Annotated in this window: 20 protein-coding genes; 17 read left to right on the top strand and 3 right to left on the bottom strand. The window is 46.1% G+C overall.

Annotated elements, in window-relative coordinates:
- Positions 1-187 precede the first annotated feature (187 nt).
- Positions 188-694: an NUDIX hydrolase gene (locus VC188_RS11085; RefSeq protein WP_323484005.1), complete on the top strand. Its 507-nt coding sequence runs from the start codon at positions 188-190 to the stop codon at positions 692-694.
- Here VC188_RS11085 and VC188_RS11080 read toward each other — a convergent pair.
- Both VC188_RS11080 and map read right to left on the bottom strand, forming a co-directional pair.
- Positions 691-3,288: a [protein-PII] uridylyltransferase gene (locus VC188_RS11080; RefSeq protein ID WP_323484004.1), complete on the bottom strand. Its 2,598-nt coding sequence runs from the start codon at positions 3,286-3,288 to the stop codon at positions 691-693. The two genes, VC188_RS11085 and VC188_RS11080, sit on opposite strands and share 4 nt — an antisense overlap.
- 4 nt (positions 3,289-3,292) lie before the next feature.
- Positions 3,293-4,192, bottom strand: a complete 900-nt coding sequence (gene map / locus VC188_RS11075; RefSeq protein ID WP_215322273.1) for a type I methionyl aminopeptidase — start codon at positions 4,190-4,192, stop codon at positions 3,293-3,295.
- A gap of 205 nt (positions 4,193-4,397) precedes the next feature.
- Here map and rpsB point away from each other — a divergent pair, with 205 nt between their 5' ends.
- The 16 genes from rpsB (at position 4,398) to VC188_RS10995 (ending at position 19,352) form a co-directional block, all read left to right on the top strand.
- Positions 4,398-5,147 (top strand): 30S ribosomal protein S2, encoded by a 750-nt coding sequence (rpsB, locus tag VC188_RS11070; protein ID WP_011903288.1) that lies wholly within the window; start codon positions 4,398-4,400, stop codon positions 5,145-5,147.
- Positions 5,147-6,031, top strand: coding sequence for a translation elongation factor Ts (gene tsf / locus VC188_RS11065; RefSeq protein WP_323484003.1), 885 nt, complete (start codon positions 5,147-5,149; stop codon positions 6,029-6,031). The genes rpsB and tsf overlap by 1 nt, the downstream gene beginning before the upstream one ends.
- 185 nt (positions 6,032-6,216) lie before the next feature.
- Entirely contained in the window at positions 6,217-6,927 is a 711-nt protein-coding gene (gene pyrH, locus VC188_RS11060; RefSeq protein ID WP_215321690.1) for a UMP kinase, read from the top strand.
- 11 nt (positions 6,928-6,938) lie between these two features.
- Entirely contained in the window at positions 6,939-7,499 is a 561-nt protein-coding gene (gene frr, locus VC188_RS11055) for a ribosome recycling factor (protein ID WP_215321691.1), read from the top strand.
- 24 nt (positions 7,500-7,523) lie between these two features.
- Entirely contained in the window at positions 7,524-8,297 is a 774-nt protein-coding gene (locus tag VC188_RS11050; RefSeq protein ID WP_215321692.1) for an isoprenyl transferase, read from the top strand.
- A gap of 28 nt (positions 8,298-8,325) precedes the next feature.
- The gene (locus tag VC188_RS11045) at positions 8,326-9,153 is read left to right on the top strand and encodes a phosphatidate cytidylyltransferase (RefSeq protein WP_215321693.1); all 828 of its coding nucleotides are present in this window, start codon (positions 8,326-8,328) and stop codon (positions 9,151-9,153) included.
- Positions 9,153-10,349, top strand: a complete 1,197-nt coding sequence (ispC, locus tag VC188_RS11040) for a 1-deoxy-D-xylulose-5-phosphate reductoisomerase (RefSeq protein ID WP_323484002.1) — start codon at positions 9,153-9,155, stop codon at positions 10,347-10,349. Before VC188_RS11045 ends, ispC begins: the two co-directional genes overlap by 1 nt.
- A complete protein-coding gene (locus VC188_RS11035) occupies positions 10,337-11,470 on the top strand; it encodes a M50 family metallopeptidase (RefSeq protein WP_323484001.1) in 1,134 nt (377 codons plus the stop codon). The genes ispC and VC188_RS11035 overlap by 13 nt, the downstream gene beginning before the upstream one ends.
- A 5-nt stretch (positions 11,471-11,475) precedes the next feature.
- Entirely contained in the window at positions 11,476-13,806 is a 2,331-nt protein-coding gene (bamA, locus tag VC188_RS11030) for an outer membrane protein assembly factor BamA (protein WP_416350512.1), read from the top strand.
- Positions 13,807-13,824: 18 nt separating this feature from the next.
- The gene (locus tag VC188_RS11025; RefSeq protein ID WP_216157329.1) at positions 13,825-14,352 is read left to right on the top strand and encodes an OmpH family outer membrane protein; all 528 of its coding nucleotides are present in this window, start codon (positions 13,825-13,827) and stop codon (positions 14,350-14,352) included.
- Between the two features lie 5 nt (positions 14,353-14,357).
- A complete protein-coding gene (gene lpxD, locus VC188_RS11020; protein ID WP_323484000.1) occupies positions 14,358-15,425 on the top strand; it encodes a UDP-3-O-(3-hydroxymyristoyl)glucosamine N-acyltransferase in 1,068 nt (355 codons plus the stop codon).
- A 46-nt stretch (positions 15,426-15,471) separates the two neighbouring features.
- Positions 15,472-15,921 (top strand): 3-hydroxyacyl-ACP dehydratase FabZ, encoded by a 450-nt coding sequence (fabZ, locus tag VC188_RS11015; protein ID WP_216191101.1) that lies wholly within the window; start codon positions 15,472-15,474, stop codon positions 15,919-15,921.
- A complete protein-coding gene (lpxA, locus tag VC188_RS11010; protein WP_216191102.1) occupies positions 15,921-16,718 on the top strand; it encodes an acyl-ACP--UDP-N-acetylglucosamine O-acyltransferase in 798 nt (265 codons plus the stop codon). The genes fabZ and lpxA overlap by 1 nt, the downstream gene beginning before the upstream one ends.
- A gap of 4 nt (positions 16,719-16,722) precedes the next feature.
- Entirely contained in the window at positions 16,723-17,934 is a 1,212-nt protein-coding gene (gene lpxB, locus VC188_RS11005; protein ID WP_416350511.1) for a lipid-A-disaccharide synthase, read from the top strand.
- Positions 17,931-18,524 (top strand): ribonuclease HII, encoded by a 594-nt coding sequence (rnhB, locus tag VC188_RS11000; protein ID WP_216157320.1) that lies wholly within the window; start codon positions 17,931-17,933, stop codon positions 18,522-18,524. The genes lpxB and rnhB overlap by 4 nt, the downstream gene beginning before the upstream one ends.
- Before the next feature lie 3 nt (positions 18,525-18,527).
- On the top strand, positions 18,528-19,352 hold the full coding sequence (locus VC188_RS10995; protein ID WP_323483998.1) for an RNA methyltransferase: 825 nt from the start codon (positions 18,528-18,530) through the stop codon (positions 19,350-19,352).
- Between the two features lie 128 nt (positions 19,353-19,480).
- Here VC188_RS10995 and VC188_RS10990 read toward each other — a convergent pair whose 3' ends face one another.
- Positions 19,481-19,900: a carboxymuconolactone decarboxylase family protein gene (locus tag VC188_RS10990; protein WP_215321703.1), complete on the bottom strand. Its 420-nt coding sequence runs from the start codon at positions 19,898-19,900 to the stop codon at positions 19,481-19,483.
- Positions 19,901-20,148: the final 248 nt, after the last annotated feature.

The raw sequence follows: 20,148 nt of genomic DNA, 5'->3' as shown, positions 1-20,148 counted from the left end.
AGAGATGGACGATGCCGATTCGGAACTGGAGAGCAGCGCTCAATCGATTTGATATAGAATTTGGTGAACGCATCAGCGCTCACCAATAGCCCCGCGGTGAACTTACACAGAAATATTTACAGGGTCGATTTTTTGTTTATTTCTTTTTCTTTTTTAATTAGCGTTCTGATAGTTATCATCTTTAATAATGAATAATTTTAATTTAAATATCATCCAAAAACTTGAAGGTATTAAATCAATCTCTCCGTTTAAAGATCGGGTGAATGCGATTTTAAATTATGAATCTTCTTTTAGAAGAACCAATCGAATTGGGCATATCACCGCAAGTGGTTTAGTCATTAAAGCTGACAAGGTTCTGTTAATCTTTCATCCATATATCAAGCATTGGCTTCAGCCTGGAGGTCATATTGATGAAGGGGATTCACCAGTTGAAGCTGCCATTAGGGAGGTATATGAGGAAACTGGTTATATCTGCGAGCTAGATGCCAACAGTCAAGAGCCCATTGACATTGATATTCACGAGATTCCTGAGAATCCCAAAAAGGGTGAGAGTGCTCATTTGCACATAGATCTACTTTATAGGTTGCGAGCCCTACGACAAGAGCAATCTGAAGAAGATATTAAATGTAAGTGGTTTGCTTTTAGCGATATTGAAAGCATTCGCATCCAACGTGCTTTAGCTAAATTGCTTTAAGCCCCTAAGGCCTCAAGTAATTCTGTCTCAAGCTGTATCTGTAGCTTGGGATTCTTACCGAGGTTTGCTGCATCCAGTAATAGAACGTCTTCGACCCTTTCTCCCAGTGTATTAATTCTGGCGGTATGAATGGATACCTGATGCTTCGCCAATACTCTAGAGATTGTGTAAAGCAAGCCAGTGCGGTCACTCGCCGAAAGTGCCAGCGTGTAATATCTGCCCCGATCATCTGGAACCATGTGAACGCGTGGCTGAATTGGGAAAGTGCGCGATTGTCTAGAGAGGCGACCCATACTTGGGTTGGGTAGTGGCTGTGTGTTGGTGAGCGCCTCAGTCAACTCAAATTCAACGAGTTGGATAAGGTCGCGATAGCTGCCACCCTCATCCACTAAGTTACTGCCGGAGATTTGGAAGGTGTCTAAAGCATAGCCATGGCGTGTCGTGTGAATACGCGCATCCCAAATGGAGAAACCATGTCTTTCAAAGTAGGCGCAGATTCTGGCAAACAGATCTTCTTGGTCTTTAACGTAAACGGCCACTTGCAAGCCTTCACCAATGGGGGACAGTCTTGCTCTCACAATCGGTTGGTCGCTATTCACCTTGTTGTATAGATGACGTGTGAGCCAAGCAATGTCAGATGAGTCCTGTCTTGAGAAGAAGGCTACATCTAATTGCTTCCATAAATCTTCATAAGATTCATCATTGATACCATATAGGCGTAATTTAGCCTTGGACTCTTCTTGGTGTTGTGCCAATTCTGACGAGGCATCTGTCTTGGCTCCGCCGAGGACTCTTAAGGTCGCACGATATAGATCCTCAAGTAGCTTGCCTTTCCAGGCATTCCACACTTTAGGGCTGGTGCCGCGCACGTCAGCCACGGTTAATAAATAGAGCGCAGTGAGATGGCGCTCATCACCTACTTTTTTAGCAAATGCTCTCACTACATCGGGATCGGTGATGTCTTGTTTCTGAGCGGTTTGACTCATGTTGAGGTGCTCGGCAACCAACCACACTAATAGCTCGGTATCTTTTTTATCTAAGCCATGATCTTTGGCGAACTTGCGCATATCAGCTCTGCCTAATTGCGAGTGATCACCACCACGTCCTTTGGCAATGTCATGGAAGAGTGCGGCAATAACCAGTAACCAAGGTTTCTCAAAGTGAGCAATAAGACTGCTGCAGAAGGGGAATTCATGGGTATGTTCAACGACCATGAAGCGGCGTACATTCCGTAGCACCATCAAGATGTGTTGATCAACGGTATACACATGAAATAAGTCATGCTGCATCTGCCCAACAATCTTGCGGAAGGCCGGGAGGTAGCGACCTAGCACGCTGCTGCGATTCATGAGATGGAAGGCGCGACTGACGCCTTCAGGTTGCTTTAGCAACTCAATAAACAGGGCTCTATTGATCGGGTCGGCACGCCACTTGCTATCCATCTTGGTACGAGCGTTATAGAGAGCTCTAAAAATAGTTGCGGACAGACTCTTTACATTCGATGCTTGGGCAAATACCAAGAAGGTTCTCAGAATCTGTTCAGGATGATTTTGAAAAAGCTGGGGATCGGTAATATCCAATACCCCTTGACGCTCAATAAAGTGCTCGTTACCTTCGCCTGGAATGGTGAGAATCGTTTTGGACTCTTGCGGAAAGAGCAGGGCTTCAATGTTTTGCAAGAGAACGTCATTCAATTGGGTTACTGCTTTAGCTGCCCAGTAGTAGCGACGCATGATGGCTTCGCTGGCTTGACGTGAAGATTCCTCTTTAATCCCCATCGATGCTGCTAATGCTGCTTGCAAATCAAATGCAAGAACGTCTTGCCTACGTCCCGCTAACAAATGGAGGTTGGCGCGCAGGGTTTCCAAGAAACGTTGATTGCGTTTGAGCTCAGTGAGTTCGCGCTGCGTCACCAGACCAGCTTCATTGAGGTCCTTGAAGGTGTCCCCCAATAGCGCAGCCTTACTAACCCAGGTGATGACCTGTAAGTCACGTAAGCCCCCAGGGCTCTCTTTGCAATTAGGCTCTAGGGAGTAAGGGGTGTTCTGATATTTGTAATGACGCTGAATTTGTTCAGCTTGCTTGGCCTGAAAAAAGGCCTTTGGATCCATCGCTGCTTCAAAAGCCTTGGCGAAGTCATTAAAGAGTTGCTTCTTACCGCAAATCAGCCTTGCTTCTAGGAGGGAAGTGCGCACGGTAATGTCTTGCTCAGATTCAGAGATGCATTCAGCCACATTTCTGACTGAGGAACCAATTTCTAATCCTGTATCCCAGCAGCTTGCAACAAATTGCTCTACTTGCTTTGATAAAGCCCTAGCCTGTTGTTCATCGGCTGGAAGCAGAATCAGAATATCAATATCAGAGTAAGGAAATAGTGCGCCTCTACCGAAGCCGCCAACTGCGACTAAGGTGGCTTCATTATTTAAGCCGCAGCTATTCCAAAGATGGGAAAGGAGCTGATCGCTTAATTTAGAGAGTTGCTTAGTTAATTTACCAACAGACTGTGTTTTTCTAAACTCGTCGTAAGCAATTTCGCGAGCGGCACGTAGACTAGCTGCATCAATAACATTGCTAACTGCTTGCGACTGACTCATTCTATTAAGCGCTTACTAATGTCGGTCTAAATGAAAGGCCTTTAACGCAATCAGGAGGTGGGTTGCTTCCTTCTGACCAAGTCAGCACTTCAACGCCTGTTGGGGTAACCAACAGCGTATGCTCCCATTGGGCTGACAAGCTGCGGTCTTTTGTCTTCACGGTCCACTGGTCAGGCATGGTGCGAATATCTCGTTTGCCCGCGTTGATCATTGGCTCGATCGTAAAGGTCATGCCGACTTCTAACTTTTCACCAGTACCTGGTTTGCCATAGTGAAGAATCTGTGGGTCTTGGTGGAATACTTTGCCAATGCCATGACCGCAGTATTCGCGCACGACTGAGTAACCTGCTTTTTCAGCGTGGGTCTGTATTACGTGACCGATATCGCCAAGTGATGCACCTGGTTTCACTTGAGCAATTCCTAACCACATGCACTCAAATGTGATTTGTGTAAGGCGTTTTGCCATGACAGAAACTTCGCCCACCATGAACATGCGACTAGTGTCGCCGTAGTAACCATCGGGGGTAATAACGGTAATGTCTAAGTTCACAACATCACCATTTTTGAGAACCTTGTCGCCTGGAATTCCGTGGCAGATCACATCATTCACGGAAGTGCAGATGGATGCTGGAAAGGGAGGGTATCCAGGCGGCTGATAATTTAATGGAGCCGGAATGGTCTTTTGGACATCGCGCATGTATTCATGACAAATCCGATCCAATTCGCCCGTGGTAACTCCCGCCTTAACGTGGGGAGCCACATGGTCCAAAACTTCGCTAGCTAAGCGGCCAGCTTCGCGCATCCCAAGGATGTCTTTTTCTGCGGTAAATACACTATTCATGCCTTGATTATCAACGACTTGGATAGTTTTGGCTTGGTCATATTGCCTAAATTTTAGGCAAATATCCCATTTTTGGGGCTTCTAGGGCCTATTTTGAGAGTTGACCCCTTTTATTGCTTGGGGGTGAGGGTGGCTAGAGCATTGATATTTAAGCTATAATTTTGGTCTCGGGTCTATTTTGGACTTGAAATCGCGAGTTGAGCCTTCCAGGGTGGCGTTTTTTAGCGCAGCTAGGACTCAACTTTAGAACCAACCCTTAGGAGAAGTTATGTCAGTAACTATGCGTCAAATGCTGGAAGCCGGTTGCCATTTTGGTCACCAAACTCGCTTCTGGTCCCCAAAGATGGCCCCATTCATTTTCGGTCATCGCAACAAAATCCACATCATCAACTTGGAAAAAACATTGCCAATGTTTCAGGACGCCCTGAAATTTGCAAAACAAGTTGCTTCTAATCGTGGCACTATTTTATTTGTTGGTACTAAGCGTCAATCACGCGAGATCATTGCTGAAGAAGCTGCTCGTGCTGGTATGCCTTACATCGACAGCCGTTGGTTGGGTGGCACACTCACCAACTTCAAAACTGTTAAAGGTTCCCTCAAGCGTTTGAAAGACATGGCAGTTGCTAAAGAAGCTGGTGACTGGGAAAAGCTCTCCAAGAAAGAAGCTTTGACTAATGACCGTGATCTCGACAAATTGCAAAAAGCACTTGGCGGTATTCAAGATTTGAATGGCGTTCCTGATGCAATTTTTGTAGTGGACGTTGGCTATCACAAGATTGCTATTACTGAAGCTAACAAGCTTGGTATTCCAGTAATCGCTGTTGTAGATACCAACCACTCACCAGAAGGTGTTGATTACATCATTCCTGGTAACGATGACTCCAGCAAAGCGGTTCTCCTTTACGCACGCGGCATTGCAGATGCAATCCTCGAAGGCAAAGCTAACTCTGTTCAAGAAATCTTGACAGCAGTTAAAGAAGGCGAAGAAGAGTTTGTTGAAGAAGGGAAAGCTGAATAATGGCCGCTATTACCGCTGCAATGGTTGGCGACTTACGCGCCAAAACTGATGCTCCGATGATGGAGTGCAAAAAAGCTTTGACTGAGGCTGATGGTGATATGGCTCGTGCAGAAGAAATTCTGCGTGTAAAGCTGGGTAGCAAAGCTGGTAAAGCAGCTTCTCGTGTTACGGCTGAAGGTATTGTTGCTACTTCTATCAATGGTACTACTGGTGCCTTGTTAGAAGTGAACTGCGAAACTGACTTCGTTTCTAAGAACGACGATTTCTTGGCATTTGTAAATGACTGCGTGCAGTTGGTTGCTGAAAAGAACCCGGCTGACGTTGCTGCATTGTTAGCATTGCCATTGAATGGTCAAACTGTTGATGAGGTTCGTAGCGCACTGATCGGTAAGATCGGCGAGAACATCATGCCACGTCGCTTTAAGCGTTTTTCTGGTAGCAACAAGTTGGTTTCCTATCTCCATGGCGCTCGTATTGGTGTCATGGTTGAGTTCGAAGGTGACGAGACTGCTGCTAAAGATGTAGCAATGCACATTGCTGCAATGAAGCCAGTGGCCCTGTCTATGGCTGACGTTCCTGCTGAAGCAATTGCTGTTGAGCGAAGCGTTGCTGTTCAAAAAGCTGCTGAATCTGGTAAACCACCAGAAATCGTTGAAAAGATGGTTGAAGGTTCTATTCAGAAGTACCTCAAAGAGGTTTCTTTGTTGAACCAAACTTTCGTTAAAAACGACAAGCAATCTGTAGAGCAAATGCTCAAGGCTGCAAATACAACAATCAAGGGTTTCACCATGTTTGTTGTAGGTGAGGGCATTGAGAAGCGTCAAGACGACTTTGCGGCTGAAGTAGCCGCACAAGTGGCTGCCGCTTCTAAAGCAACAGCTTAATAGGCTAGTTTGGGGCTTGCCCCACTGCTTGGTAATACCCAAAAGGGCATAGAAACCTTAGTTTCTGTGCCCTTTTCTTTGATCCTTCTCAAGCCCTTTATAATTTGGCAGAGATATTAAAAAGTGCTTAAAGATCAATAAGCTAAGTAAGTAAATTACTTGGCAAATTACGGAAAATAAAAAACATGCCAGCCTACAAACGAGTCCTCCTAAAACTATCTGGTGAAGCCCTTATGGGCGATGATGCTTTTGGCATCAATCCAATCACTATCGATTCCATGGTTAAGGAAATCGCCGCTATTGTGAATATCGGAGTGGAGCTAGCGATTGTGATTGGCGGCGGAAATATTTTCCGCGGAGTTGCAGGTGGTGCCGCCGGCATGGATCGCGCAACTGCCGATTACATGGGTATGTTGGCAACCATGATGAATTCTTTAGCATTGCAAGATGCGTTGCGTCAAAAAGGTGTTGAAGCGCGCGTGCAATCTGCACTCCGTATGGATCAAGTGGTTGAGCCCTACATTCGTCCACGCGCAATTCGCGCGATGGGTGAAGGGAAAGTGGTTATTTTCGCAGCGGGTACTGGTAATCCATTCTTCACTACTGATACTGCTGCCGCTCTGCGTGGGGCTGAGATGGGTGTCGAGATTATGCTCAAAGCAACGAAGGTGGATGGTATTTACAGTGCCGATCCAGTAAAAGATCCAACTGCCACCTTATATAAAACCATTACGTTTGACGAAGCATTAATCAAGAATCTGCAAGTCATGGATGCAACTGCATTTGCATTGTGCCGCGATCGCAAATTACCAATCAAAGTATTTTCAATTCTCAAGCCAGGCGCATTAATGCGTGTAGTGCAAGGTGAACCTGAAGGTACTTTAGTACACGTTTAATAGGAGGCCTGATGTCCGCAGCAGAAATTAAAACCAATACCGATCAAAAGATGCAAAAGTCTCTTGAGGCTTTGAAGACCAATTTAGCCAAGATTCGCTCTGGCCGTGCTAACCCAGGAATTCTGGAGCATATTCAGGTGGATTACTACGGTAATCCAACACCATTAAGTCAGGTTGCCAGCCTAGGCTTAGCGGATGCGCGCACCATTAATGTTCAACCATTTGAAAAGACGATGGTTGCGGTTATTGAAAAAGCGATTCGTGATTCAGACTTGGGTCTAAATCCAGCCTCTCAAGGCACGGTAATCCGCGTGCCAATGCCTGCTTTGACTGAAGAGCGTCGCCGCGACCTCACTAAGGTTGTGAAGAATGAGGGCGAAGAAACTAAGATTGCTGTTCGTAATTTACGTCGCGACGCGAATGAGCATTTAAAGCGTCTCACTAAGGATAAAGAAATTTCCGAAGATGAAGAGCGTCGCGCTACTGATGACATACAGAAGATGACGGATAAAGCAGTGATCGATGTCGATAAGATCGTTTCTGAAAAAGAAAAAGAAATCATGACGGTTTAAGGCCGTTTTGTATTTTTAGCCCCCATGACTCAACACTCTAGTTCCACCCTAGCCATCCCAGAGGTAAGTGCTATACCTCGCCATGTGGCGATCATCATGGATGGTAATGGGCGTTGGGCTAGTAAGCGCATGATGCCTCGCGTTGCGGGGCACTCAGAAGGTTTGAGCGCTGTGCGAAAAATCGTTGAAGAATGCCGCAAGCTTGGTGTTGAATACCTTACGGTATTTGCCTTTAGTTCAGAGAACTGGCGACGCCCACCAGAAGAGGTAGGTTTCTTGATGAAGTTATTCCTGAAGTCACTGAAGGGTGAAGTGTCTCGTTTGGCGGAAAATGATATTGCTTTGCGTTTAATTGGCGACTTGAGCCGTTTTGATTCTGCTATCCAGGAGATGGTGCAATTCTCAGAACAAAAGACTGCTGGGTGCAAAGGGTTAACTTTTACGATTGCTGCTAACTATGGTGGTCGCTGGGATATCTTGCAGGCAATGCGCCAATGCCTTTCTGCTAATCCCAATTTAAAGCCAGAACAGGTTACTGAAGAATTGCTTCAGCCACATCTTTCAATGGCTTACGCACCAGAGCCGGATTTGTTTATTCGTACCGGTGGTGAGCAGCGTGTAAGCAATTTCTTGTTATGGCAGCTTGCATACACCGAGCTGTACTTCACAGATATTTTGTGGCCTGACTTTGATGAAAAAGAATTGCACAAGGCGTTTGACTGGTTTAGCCAGCGCGAGCGCCGTTTTGGTCGTACCAGTGCTCAGCTTGCATCTCAAGCCGTGAGCGATGCAGTTTGACGCTGCTAATTACTAAGTTTAATTCCCCATGTTAAAAACCCGAGTCATTACCGCCCTTGTTCTATTGGCGGTATTGCTGCCTATTCTATTTTTACTCCCCGCAATGTACATTGGCGTATTCTTTTTGGTGGCATTGTTGGCCGCTGCTTGGGAGTGGAGTCGCTTATTAGCGCCTGAGGCAGGACGTGCTGCCTGGCTATACGCATTATTTTGCTTGGCCATTATTTTGTTTTTTCTAGGCATGCAGAATGCCTCCTGGCAATTCGCTTTATTACTTCTAGCTGTCATTTTCTGGTTCTTTATTGCGCCATTTATATTAGCCAAAGGCATGAATCTTTCGCTGGAAAAGCTGCGACCTTTTTATGTGGTGCTCGGCTTCATTTTATTGCCAGCCACTTGGTTTGCATTGGTGTTCTTACGTGAGTTAGGCCTGATCTTTTTGCTTAGTAGTATGGCTCTAGTGTGGATTGCCGATATTGGCGCTTACTTTGTTGGTAAGGCGTTTGGTAAACACAAGCTTGCCGTGCAAATTAGTCCGGGTAAATCGATTGAAGGTGCTATCGGCGGTTTAATACTTTGCTATGTTTATGCATTCTTGTGCGTTTACTTTTTGCCTTTTGAATCGACTTTGTTTGGCGCCTGGGCCATTCGCTTTGGTTGGGTTCCCATGTTCCTCATGGTGACGGTATTAACGGCCTTCAGTATTTTTGGGGACTTATTTGAGTCTCAGTTAAAGCGTTTAGCTGGCGTCAAAGACTCCAGTCATTTATTGCCAGGACATGGTGGCGTATTGGATCGGGTAGATGCTTTGATTCCGGCAATGCCCATCGCAGCGCTCTTGGCGGGATTTGTGTAATGCCAGTCAAGCAGGTCGCTATCCTAGGCTCTACTGGCTCCATCGGCGTTAATACGCTCGATGTGATTCGTGCCCACCCAGATCGCTTTAGGGTAGTCGCACTTACCGCAGCAAAGCAGGTAGATTTGCTGGCTGAGCAATGTGCTGAATTTAGACCCAATATTGCGGTAGTAGCGGATGCTGATGGCGCCGCTCGCTTAAGTAAGCTTTTGCTCGAGAAAAAAATCAATACCCAGGTCTTGCATGGACCGCAAGCTTTAGTTGGCGCTGTTACTGAATCGAATTGCGATACCGTTATGGCTGCGATTGTAGGTGCCGCAGGATTGGTGCCTACCTTGGCTGCTGCAAAAGCTGGCAAAAGAGTGTTACTCGCCAATAAAGAAGCCTTGGTGATGTCTGGCGATTTGTTTATGCAGGCGATGAAGGCGGGGGGCGGAGAATTGCTGCCAATCGATAGTGAGCACAATGCCATCTTTCAGTGTCTACCAAATCAATTTTCTAAAGCCCCTAATCCGAGTTTGGGGGTTGAAGAGCTATGGTTGACTGCCTCCGGTGGACCATTCAGAAATACGCCACTTGATCAATTGGCCAGCATTACTCCCGAGCAAGCTTGCGCACATCCGAACTGGGTGATGGGTAGAAAAATTTCGGTTGATTCTGCAACGATGATGAACAAAGGCCTTGAAGTGATCGAGGCGTTTTGGTTGTTTGGTTTGCCTTTAGAAAAAATTAAAGTATTAATCCATCCGCAAAGCGTTGTGCATTCAATGGTTCGTTATCGTGACGGTTCTGTGCTTGCTCAACTGGGTCAGCCCGATATGCGAACTCCTATTGCTTATGGTCTAGCATGGCCAGAGCGTATCGAAGCAGGTGTAGCCCCGCTCAGTTTGACGCAGTTGGCAAACTTAAGTTTTACTGATCCAGAGCTAGAACGTTTCCCTTGTCTTTCTTTGGCGTTTGCTGCTGCTAAGGCTGGTGGTACTGCACCGGCTGTTCTGAATGCTGCTAATGAAACTGCAGTAGCAGCATTCTTAGATGAAGGTCTGCCGTATTTACAAATTCCGCATGTAGTGGAGAGCGTGTTGAACTCTATTTCTTCCGTCAATGCAGACTCGCTAGAATTAATTTTGGATGTGGATGCTCGTGCTCGTCAGGCGGCACAAGTGGTAGTGAAGGATATTCTTTGCAGGCATTAATTACTCTTGCAGCTTTTTTGTTAACCCTGGGCGTGTTGGTTAGCTTTCATGAGTTCGGCCATTTTTTTGCAGCTCGCTGTTGCGGGGTTCGAGTCCTTCGCTTTGCTGTTGGCTTTGGTAAACCGTTATTCACTTACCGCGCAAAAAATAAAACAGAGTGGGTATTGGCTGCAATCCCATTGGGCGGCTATGTGAAATTGCTCGATGGTCGAGATCGTCAGCAAGTGATTGCTCCCGCTGATAAATCTGAAGCGTTTGATCAAAAGTCCTTATGGCAGAGATCTTTGATTGTGGCCGCGGGCCCATTAGCCAATTTCTTTTTAGCGATTGTCTTTTTTGCCCTGATCTATATTTCTGGCGCCCCACAATTACCAGCCGTTCTGCAAAACCCCCCTGAGCATTCTGTTGCTGCCAAGCTGGGGGTAATAGCGGGTGATCGGGTAATTGGTTGGCAGAATTTGGGGTCTGAAGAGGGTGGCACGCCCCTTTTGGGGGATTTTGACCCCGTACCGAGCTGGAATGCCTTGCGTTGGAGCTTGATGGATGCGCTTACCGGAGCGGGAGGATTTGCTCTAGAGTTAGAAACGCCTACTGGTGGAAGCTCAATAAAGTCCTTTCATGCTAATGAGTTACCCAAAATTAGCCCTCATCAGGATCCGATATTGGCCCTGGGCATTCTGCCTGCACTAACACCGCTGGCGCAATGGCAGGACCTGAAATTAGGGCCGGTAGACGCCCTCATTTTTGCCACAAAGAGGGTGTGGGTAATTACGAAGGTTTCTGCAAGGCTAATGGCTGGTTTGTTTACCGGCAATACCTCCTTAAAACAGCTGGGTGGACCCCTCAGTATTGCGGACATGGCTGGGAAATCAGCCCAGGTAGGGTGGCAGCCATTTTTGGCCTTTTTGGCACTTATGAGCATTAGCATTGGTTTGTTGAATTTGCTCCCCTTTCCGATGCTTGATGGGGGTCAGCTACTGTATGATGCATGGGAGTTGGTCGCTGGTAAGCAGATTTCGACATCAACGCAGGAGCGCCTCCAAAAAGTGGGCTTTATTTTGCTGATCTCTATGTCATTACTGGCCTTGTTTAACGATTTACAACGCTATATTTCGCCTTGAATCCTCTGACACGTTCTTTCCGTATTTTTGCCCGATTTATTACCCATATCTTGGTATTTTCTGCGCTTGGGTTGAGTTTGAATGCCTCTGCGGCCGAGTCATTTGTGGTGAAAGATATTCGCGTTGAAGGTTTGCAGCGCGTAGAGGCTGGAACGGTATTTAGTTATTTGCCCGTTCAAGTAGGCGATACCTTTACCGAAGAAAAAGGTGCCGAATCGATTAAGGCCTTGTATAGCACTGGGTTCTTCAGGGATGTGCAAATTCAAGAGCAGGGCAACGTTCTGATTGTGATCGTGGAAGAGCGCCCAACCATTTCTCGTATTGAATTTACGGGAATGAAAGAGTTTGATCCCGAGATCGTGCGTAAGTCCTTAAAAACAGTGGGTGTTGCTGAAGCGCGTTTTTACGACAAAGCCCTGATTGATAAGGCCGAGCAAGAATTAAAGCGCCAATACGTTGGTAAAGGTATGTATGCGGCTGAGGTAGTCGCTACGGTTACCCCGGTTGAACGTAACCAAGTTGCTATTTACTTTAATATTGATGAAGGCCCTGTTGCCAAAATTCAAGAGATTAACTTTATTGGTAATGATGTCTTTAGCGAGGGTACGCTAAAAAGCGAGATGCAGTTAAAAACTGGCGGTTGGTTGTCTTGGTACAGCAAAGACAATCTTTATTCTAAGCAAAAGTTAACTGCCGACTTAGAGTCCATTCGATCTTATTACCTTAATCGTGGTTATCTCGAGTTTGTAATTGAGTCCACTCAGGTGTCGATTACCCCGGATAAAAAGGGCATCTACCTCACCATTAGTATTCGTGAAGGTAAAAAATTTACCGTTAAGGATGTGCGCTTAGCAGGAGAAACTTTAGGCAAAGAAGCAGAGTTGATGCAGTTGGTTGTTTTGAAGCCTGGGGATACTTTCTCATCAGCTAAATTAACCGAGAGCACCAAGGCAATTGCTGAGATATTGGGTTCTTATGGCTATGCATTCGCAACTATCAATCCGCAACCAGATATTCGTCGTGACGTTGCCGAGGTTGACCTTACATTAGTGGTTGATCCGGGGCGTCGTATCTATGTACGCCAAGTGGCAATTTCTGGAAATGCAAAAACTCGTGACATGGTGGTTCGCCGCGAAATGCGTCAGTTTGAAAGCTCTTGGTTTGATAGCGACAAAATCGATTTATCTAAAAAGCGTTTGGGTCGCTTGGGTTATTTCACTGAAACTGATATCACCACGGAAGATGTTCCGGGTTCCCCTGATCAGGTGGATGTGAATGTGAAGGTTACAGAAAAGCCAACGGGTGCCGTCACCCTTGGCGCAGGCTTTTCTTCAACTGAGAAATTGATTTTGTCTGCCGGTGTTAATCAGGATAACGCGTTTGGTACTGGTACTGCGATTGGTTTGAATGCGTCGCTAGGTAAGATTACTCAAAATCTAACGCTCTCAAATTACGACCCGTACTTTACGGAAGATGGCATTAGTCGTTATACCGATCTTTACTATCGTTCATCCAAGCCTTTGTACTATGCTGGCGATCCGGATTATCAAATTAAGTCAGTTGGCTCCAACATTAAATTTGGTGTTCCGTATACCGAAGTTGATCGCGTGTTCTTTGGAACAGGTATTGAGGTGTTCAGTATTTATGCCACCACCAATACGCCGATCCCTTATCAGAATTATGTAACTAGCTATGGTGGAACAGTGCCAGGCCGTTTGCAAACATACAACGTACCCCTAACAGTCGGTTGGGCGCGTGATGGTCGCGATAGCACTTTGATTCCTTCTGACGGTTCCTTGCAGCAGCTCTCTGCTGAAGTGGGAACCCCTGTTGGAGATCTCACTTTTTATCGTATTTATGGCCAGTACCAGAAATACCACTCATTCTCAAGAGGCAATATTTTGTCCTTTAATGGTGAGGTTGGCTATGGCGAGGCTTATGGCAGCAAGCCCTTCCCGATTACTAAAAACTACTATGTGGGTGGTATTGGCTCTGTTCGTGGCTATGCTCCTGGCTCTTTGGGCCCTCAGTACTACAACACCATTGTTGGTTCCTACCAGCCTACGGGCGGTCAGTCGAAAATTGTTACTAATGTGGAATACACCTTCCCTGTTCCAGGTTCGGGCGTTGATAAGACCTTGCGCCTATTTACCTTCGTGGACGGCGGTAATGCGTTTGGGGAAAACATCAATCTAGTTCTGAGATATTCCTATGGATTGGGTTTATCATGGATATCACCTTTAGGGCCACTGAAATTTAGCTACGGTATTCCGTATAAGTCACAACCAACGGATAACGTTCAGCGTTTGCAGTTCCAAGTGGGTACAGCGTTTTAATTGTTTAAGGAAAGTTTTATGAAGCTTTATCAATCTTCCAAATGGATTCAAGTTGGCGTTATTGCTGCGATGACAGCAATCGCAGCCCCTCAAGTTTTTGCTCAAGATGCAGGAACGCGCGTTGCGGTTGTGAATTCTGAGAAAGTCTTCAACGAGTCCAACCTAGCTAAAGCAATGCAAACTCGTTTGCAAAATGAATTTACTAAGCGCCAGAACGATTTGCGCGATAGCGCTCAAAAAATTAAATCTGCTGCTGAAAAGTTAGATCGTGATGCTGCGGTTATGAATGAAGCTGAGCGCGTGCGTCGCCAACGTGAGTTGGCTGATCAGGATCGTGAACTACAACGCAAGCAACGCGAATTTACTGAAGATCTTAATCAGCGCACTTTTGAGGAGCGCGCCAAGATTGCAGAAAAAGCAAATGCAGTGTTGAAGCAAATTGCAGAACAAAGAAAAATTGATGTCATTGTTCAAGAAGCAGCTTATGTCAGTCCTAAGGCCGATGTAACCGATGACGTTATCAAGGCTTTAAATAGCCAGAAGTAAGCTTTATGCCGACCGCCATTGAGCTGGCCGAACAGTTTCAAGCAAGCTTGGTGGGGGAGGCTTCCCATGGATTTACTGGCCTCGCTCCTTTGGAGCGAGCGCAGCCAGATCAAATCTCCTTTCTTTCCAATCCGCTTTATAGACAGCAAGCTAGTGATAGCGCTGCTGGAGCATTGATTGTTGGCAAGTCTGATTTAGAGTTTTTGCAGGCAAATCCTAGCGCTCATTCCGCAAAGCGGGTGTACTTTGTTTCTAAAAATCCATACGCTACTTTTGCCAGAATGGCGCAATACTTTGCAAAAGTGATTAGCCCAATCTACGCTCCCGGAATACATCCTAGTGCAGTTATTGATTCCACTGCAAGCGTTCCATCTTCCTGCCACATCGGACCATTTGTTCAGATTGGCGAGGGCGTAAAGTTAGGCGAACGTGTTTCTATTCTGGGAAATTCCATCATTGCCAGGGATAGCATTATTGCAAGCGATACGCTGATCTATCCATCTGTTTCTATTTATTACAACACTCAGATTGGTGAGCGTTGCATTATTCATAGCGGCGCAGTCATCGGCGCCGATGGCTTTGGTTTTGCCCCAGACTTTTCTGCTACGGGCGGTGAGTGGGTCAAGATTCCTCAGACGGGGCGAGTGGTCATTGGCAATGATGTCGAGATTGGCGCTTCAACCACAATTGATCGTGGCGCGATGAGTGATACGGTTGTGGGCGCAGGAACAAAAATTGATAATCAGGTGCAAATAGCGCATAACGTAGTAATAGGTAATTGCTGTGTTGTCGCTGGGTGTGCAGCTGTATCTGGAAGTACTAAAATTGGCAATTTCTGCATCATTGGCGGCGCAGCAAACTTTGCGGGTCATCTCACGATTGCCGACAGAACGACGGTGTCTGGTAATACTTCCATTATTCGATCTATTACAGAGCCTGGACAGCATTTCACAGGCGTTTATCCATCAATGCTCCACGGCGCCTGGGAGAAAAATGCGGCCATTTTGCGTGGGCTAGATAAAATACGTCAGCGCTTGCGCTTGTTAGATAAAAACAAAACTACTGAATCTTGAGATTCTGTAAAACCAAAATTAATATTTACTTTTCAGCGGGTCATTTATGAGCACACCAATCGCAATCGACATCAATAAGATTCTTCAATTGCTACCGCATCGCTACCCATTCCTATTGGTAGATCGCGTATTAGAAATTACCCCGCGTGAAAGTATCACCGCATTAAAAAACGTCACCATGAATGAGCCTTTCTTTCAGGGTCATTTTCCGGATTTCCCAGTCATGCCTGGTGTGTTGATTATTGAGGCTTTAGCTCAAACAGCTGCTTTGCTTACTTTCTCTGAAGAGCGTGCCGAGGATGCAATCTATTACTTTGCTGGCATTGATGGGGCACGTTTTAAAAAGCCCGTATTGCCTGGCGATCAGTTAATCATGACTGCCAAGTTAGAGCGCGAACGTGCTGGCATATACAAGTTTACGGTTCAGGCTACTGTGGATGGTGAGATTGCTGCAGAGGCTAATATTACTTGTGCAGTTCGTTCGAAAGGCGCGTAATGACTCGGATTCATGCATCTGCTGTAGTAGACAGTAAGGCTGAACTAGCTAGTGATGTTGAGGTTGGCCCATACTCTGTCATTGGTCCTAACGTGAAGATTGGCGCTGGTACTAAAGTAGGGTCTCATACGGTGATTGAGGGCTACACCACAATCGGTGCGCATAATAGCTTTGCCCACTTTGCAGCCATTGGTGGTCCTCCGCAAGATATGAAATACCGTGGCGAGCCAACGCAGTTGATTATTGGTGATCGCAACACTGTTCGTGAGTTCACGACGATTCATACGGGTACGTCACAAGACGAGGGCATTACTCGCATCGGCAATGACAACTGGATCATGGCTTACGTTCACATTGCGCATGACTGTCAGGTTGGTAATCACACCATCTTTTCAAGCAATGCGCAAATAGCAGGGCACGTGCAAGTAGATGATTGGGCGATTATGGGTGGCATGTCCGGTGTGCATCAATTTGTGCGCATTGGTCAACATGCCATGCTTGGCGGTGCATCCGCTTTAGTGCAAGACATTCCTCCATTTGTGATTGCTGCTGGAGATAAGGCTTCTCCTCATGGCATTAACGTCGAGGGATTAAAGCGTCGTGGCTTCTCAAGCGAGACAATTTCGGCCTTGCGTCAAGCTTATAAGATTCTCTATAAAGATGGCCTCAGCTTTGAAGAGGCTAAGGTAGAAATCCAGAAAATGGTTGCTGCAAACTCTGCAGACACTCAAACTGCAGAAAAGCTCGCGCAGTTCCATGATTTCATTGCCGCCTCTACTCGCGGCATTATTCGGTAACGGAATTACTTTGCCAAAGTTAGCTTGTGTAGCTGGCGAACCTTCTGGCGATCTTTTAGCGGCGCCAGTTCTTAGTGCGCTAAATCAAATTCCAGACATGTCTGGTTTAGAGGTGTATGGTATTGGCGGTCCCCGCATGCAGGCTGAAGGCATGCGCTCTAATTGGCCCATGGAAACCTTAAGTGTGCGAGGTTATGTTGAAGCTATTAAGCAGCTTCCAGCCATTCTGAAGCTGCGTAAAGAGCTGATTCAAAATCTACTCAATGAAGGTCGCCCAGATGTTTATTTGGGAATTGATGCGCCGGATTTTAATTTGGGTGTCGAGTTGCAATTACGTAAAGCAGGTATCCCAACTTTGCATTTGGTCTCACCTTCTATTTGGGCATGGAGAGCAGGGCGCATCAAGAAAATTTCCCAAGCAGTGGAACGCATGCTTTGCATCTTCCCTTTTGAGACTGAAATTTATGACAAAGCTGGTGTGGCATCTACTTATGTGGGGCATCCCTTGGCCAGCGAAATTCTACTTGAGCCAAATATTCAGCAAGCGCGAGAAAAGATAAGCGAACACCTGAATTTACAGGCAGAATCCCTTGACGGTCTCGTTATTGCAGTGCTCCCTGGAAGCCGTGGATCAGAGATTGAGCTCATAGCCCCCGTCTTTTTTGAAACGATGCAGTTATTAGCCAAGAGATTAAAGGGGCAGAGGCTCAACTTTTTAATTCCGGTGGCAACACCACAATTACGCGAGCCTCTTGAGCAACTTTTACTCAAGACAAAAAACAGCAATCCAGATATTCAGATTCATCTGCTAGATGGCATGGCCGATGAAGTGCTAGAAGCTTCAGACGTAGTGTTGATTGCAAGCGGCACAGCTACCTTACAAGCGGCTTTGTGGAAAAAGCCGATGGTGATTTCTTATAAGGTGCCTTGGTTAACTGCGCAGATCATGAAGCGCCAAGGCTATATGCCTTATGTAGGTCTACCAAACATCTTGTGCGGCGAATTTATTGTTCCTGAGTTTCTGCAAGATGATGCCACTCCAGAAAAACTAGCTCATGCCGTACAGGCTTGGTTAGAGCATCCAGCTAAAGTTGCTAAGCTCAAAGAACGCTTTGCCCAGATGCATGAAACTTTGCGTCGTCCTACGGGTTTATTAGTTGCGCAAGCGATAGCACAAACTATTGCCAATCAACGCAAGAACAAAACAAGCATATGAGTCTGATTTGGATCTGCGGCGTAGATGAAGCAGGGCGAGGACCATTAGTTGGTGCGGTGGTTGCTGGTGCCGTAGTGCTCGATCCCAGTAATCCAATTGAAGGTTTAAAAGATTCTAAGAAATTAACTGCTATTCGTCGTGAATATCTCTATGAGCAGATCATGGAAAAGGCAAAGGCTTGGGGTGTTGGTGAAGCCAGTCCAGCCGAGATTGATGAGATTAACATTTTGCAGGCCACGATGCTGGCAATGCGCAGGGCAATCGAAGATCTAACCACTCGCTTAGGCGCTTGGCCTGATAAAGCGTTGATCGATGGCAATCTTTGCCCAGAGTTGCCAATTGCTGCAGAAGCAATTGTTAAGGGTGATGCTAAGGAGCCTGCAATATCTGCGGCATCGATAGTCGCCAAAGTTACTCGTGATCGACAGATGCAAATATTGCATGAGCGTCATCCAGAATATGGATTTGCACAACATATGGGTTATCCAACGGAAGCCCATTTTGCTGCACTTAAACAATATGGCACATGCGATCAACACAGAAGAAGTTTTTCACCAGTGCGCAAAGTTCTCGAAAATCAAAACCATTAAGTCATGAACTTCGATCTCATCACCTCCAAAGAGAATCCGCTATTTAAGGAGATTCGCAACCTACAGGCCACCGGATCTAAAGGGCAGAAGGCTAGGCTCGCTAGCGGCCAAGCATTATTGGAAGGCATTCATCTAGTTCAAACTTGGGTGGGTGATCCTGCTTTAAGAGCTCTCCTCACATCAGAAGTCGGTCTCAAGAATGTAGAGATCGCACAAGCCGTCTACGAACATCTCGAGATCTGTCCAGAGGCCAAGGTATTCCAGTTAGATAGCGCACTCTGGGACTTGCTTTCTGATTTGGTGAATGCGCCACATATTGCAGGCTTACTCGATCTTCCTAGATCCACGCTCACAACACCTCAATCCGTTGCAACCTTTAATGGCGATGTGGTGATATTGGATCGAGTACAAGATGCGGGTAACGTAGGCTCTATTCTGCGCACTGCAGCAGCCGCAGGCTTTACCCAAGTGATTGCTTTATCAGGCTGCGCCCATCTATGGTCTACAAAAGTATTGCGTGCTGGTATGGGCGCTCACAAACTTCTAGATTTATATGAGGGCTGGTCTAACCAACAATTACTGAGTGCCGTGACTGCACCTTTATTGGCGGCTACAGCAGATGCAGAGCAAGACCTTTATTCCCTTAAAAAAGATTTACTCCACCCAGTTGCTTGGGTAATGGGTAGTGAAGGGCAGGGAGTGTCTGAAGACCTTCTGGCTCAAGCCAAGGGGGTATCAATCCCGATTGATCCAAGAGTGGAATCTCTCAATGTATCCACTGCAGCAGCAGTGTGCTTATTTGAGACTCTGCGAATGAGACGCGGTTAATTAACAGTCTTTTCTCGATAGCCTGCTTTCGGCTAGTAGGAGACCTTCTATTTTTGTTAATCAATCAGTCATGACTATCTTCAGGAGATTGAATGGACAAGCTTAAAAAGCGAGTTTAAATACCCCAATCATTCTTCCTGTTTCGATTCATCATCAAAGACATCCTTCATGATTAAAAGTGCATTGGTCGCCGCCGGGAATCCGCAGTAAGCAGTCATTTGCGTGATCACTTCAGCAACCTCAGGGCGTGAAGCACCACATCGAAGTGCAGCCCTTATATGAAGTTTTAATTGTGGCAAGGCGAAACCTTGAACCGTCAGAGCTGCAATAGTACATAACTCTCTAGTTTTTAAGTCGAGTATATTTCTGGAGTACAGCTCACCAAAAGGAAAGGCAACATTGACCCATGCAAACTCCTCGGAAATGGACTTAAGTTGCCTAATGTATTCATCCGCCGAAGATCCAAGCTGCTTATGCAACTCTTCCATACCTTTTTGGTAGAGGGCAGATTTCTCGCTCTCTTCTAATATTGGTTTGCTGTTCATCATATTTCCCATTATAGAAAACTAATTTTTCAGTATTGTTTGGTGGCGAGTTACTTAGCTTTGGAGAGTCTGAAAGAGGTCGAATAGTGCCCAATTGCTCAAATTGATACAGGCGACTCAAATCGGCCGAGGCTGTGTAAAAACTCAAAACACTTCCATTAATTTCGATTTAGAGCGTGTACACGGGTTTAGGTTTCTCAATAAAGCGCCCTGAGGGGCTCAAGCATCCTGTTTCGGTAAATATTGGTTTT

The sequence above is a fragment of the Polynucleobacter sp. MG-28-Ekke-A2 genome (assembly GCF_035012985.1).
Lineage (GTDB): Bacteria > Pseudomonadota > Gammaproteobacteria > Burkholderiales > Burkholderiaceae > Polynucleobacter.
The sequence above is the reverse complement of the archived record's forward strand: the minus strand, read 5'-3'. Positions and strand labels throughout refer to the sequence as shown.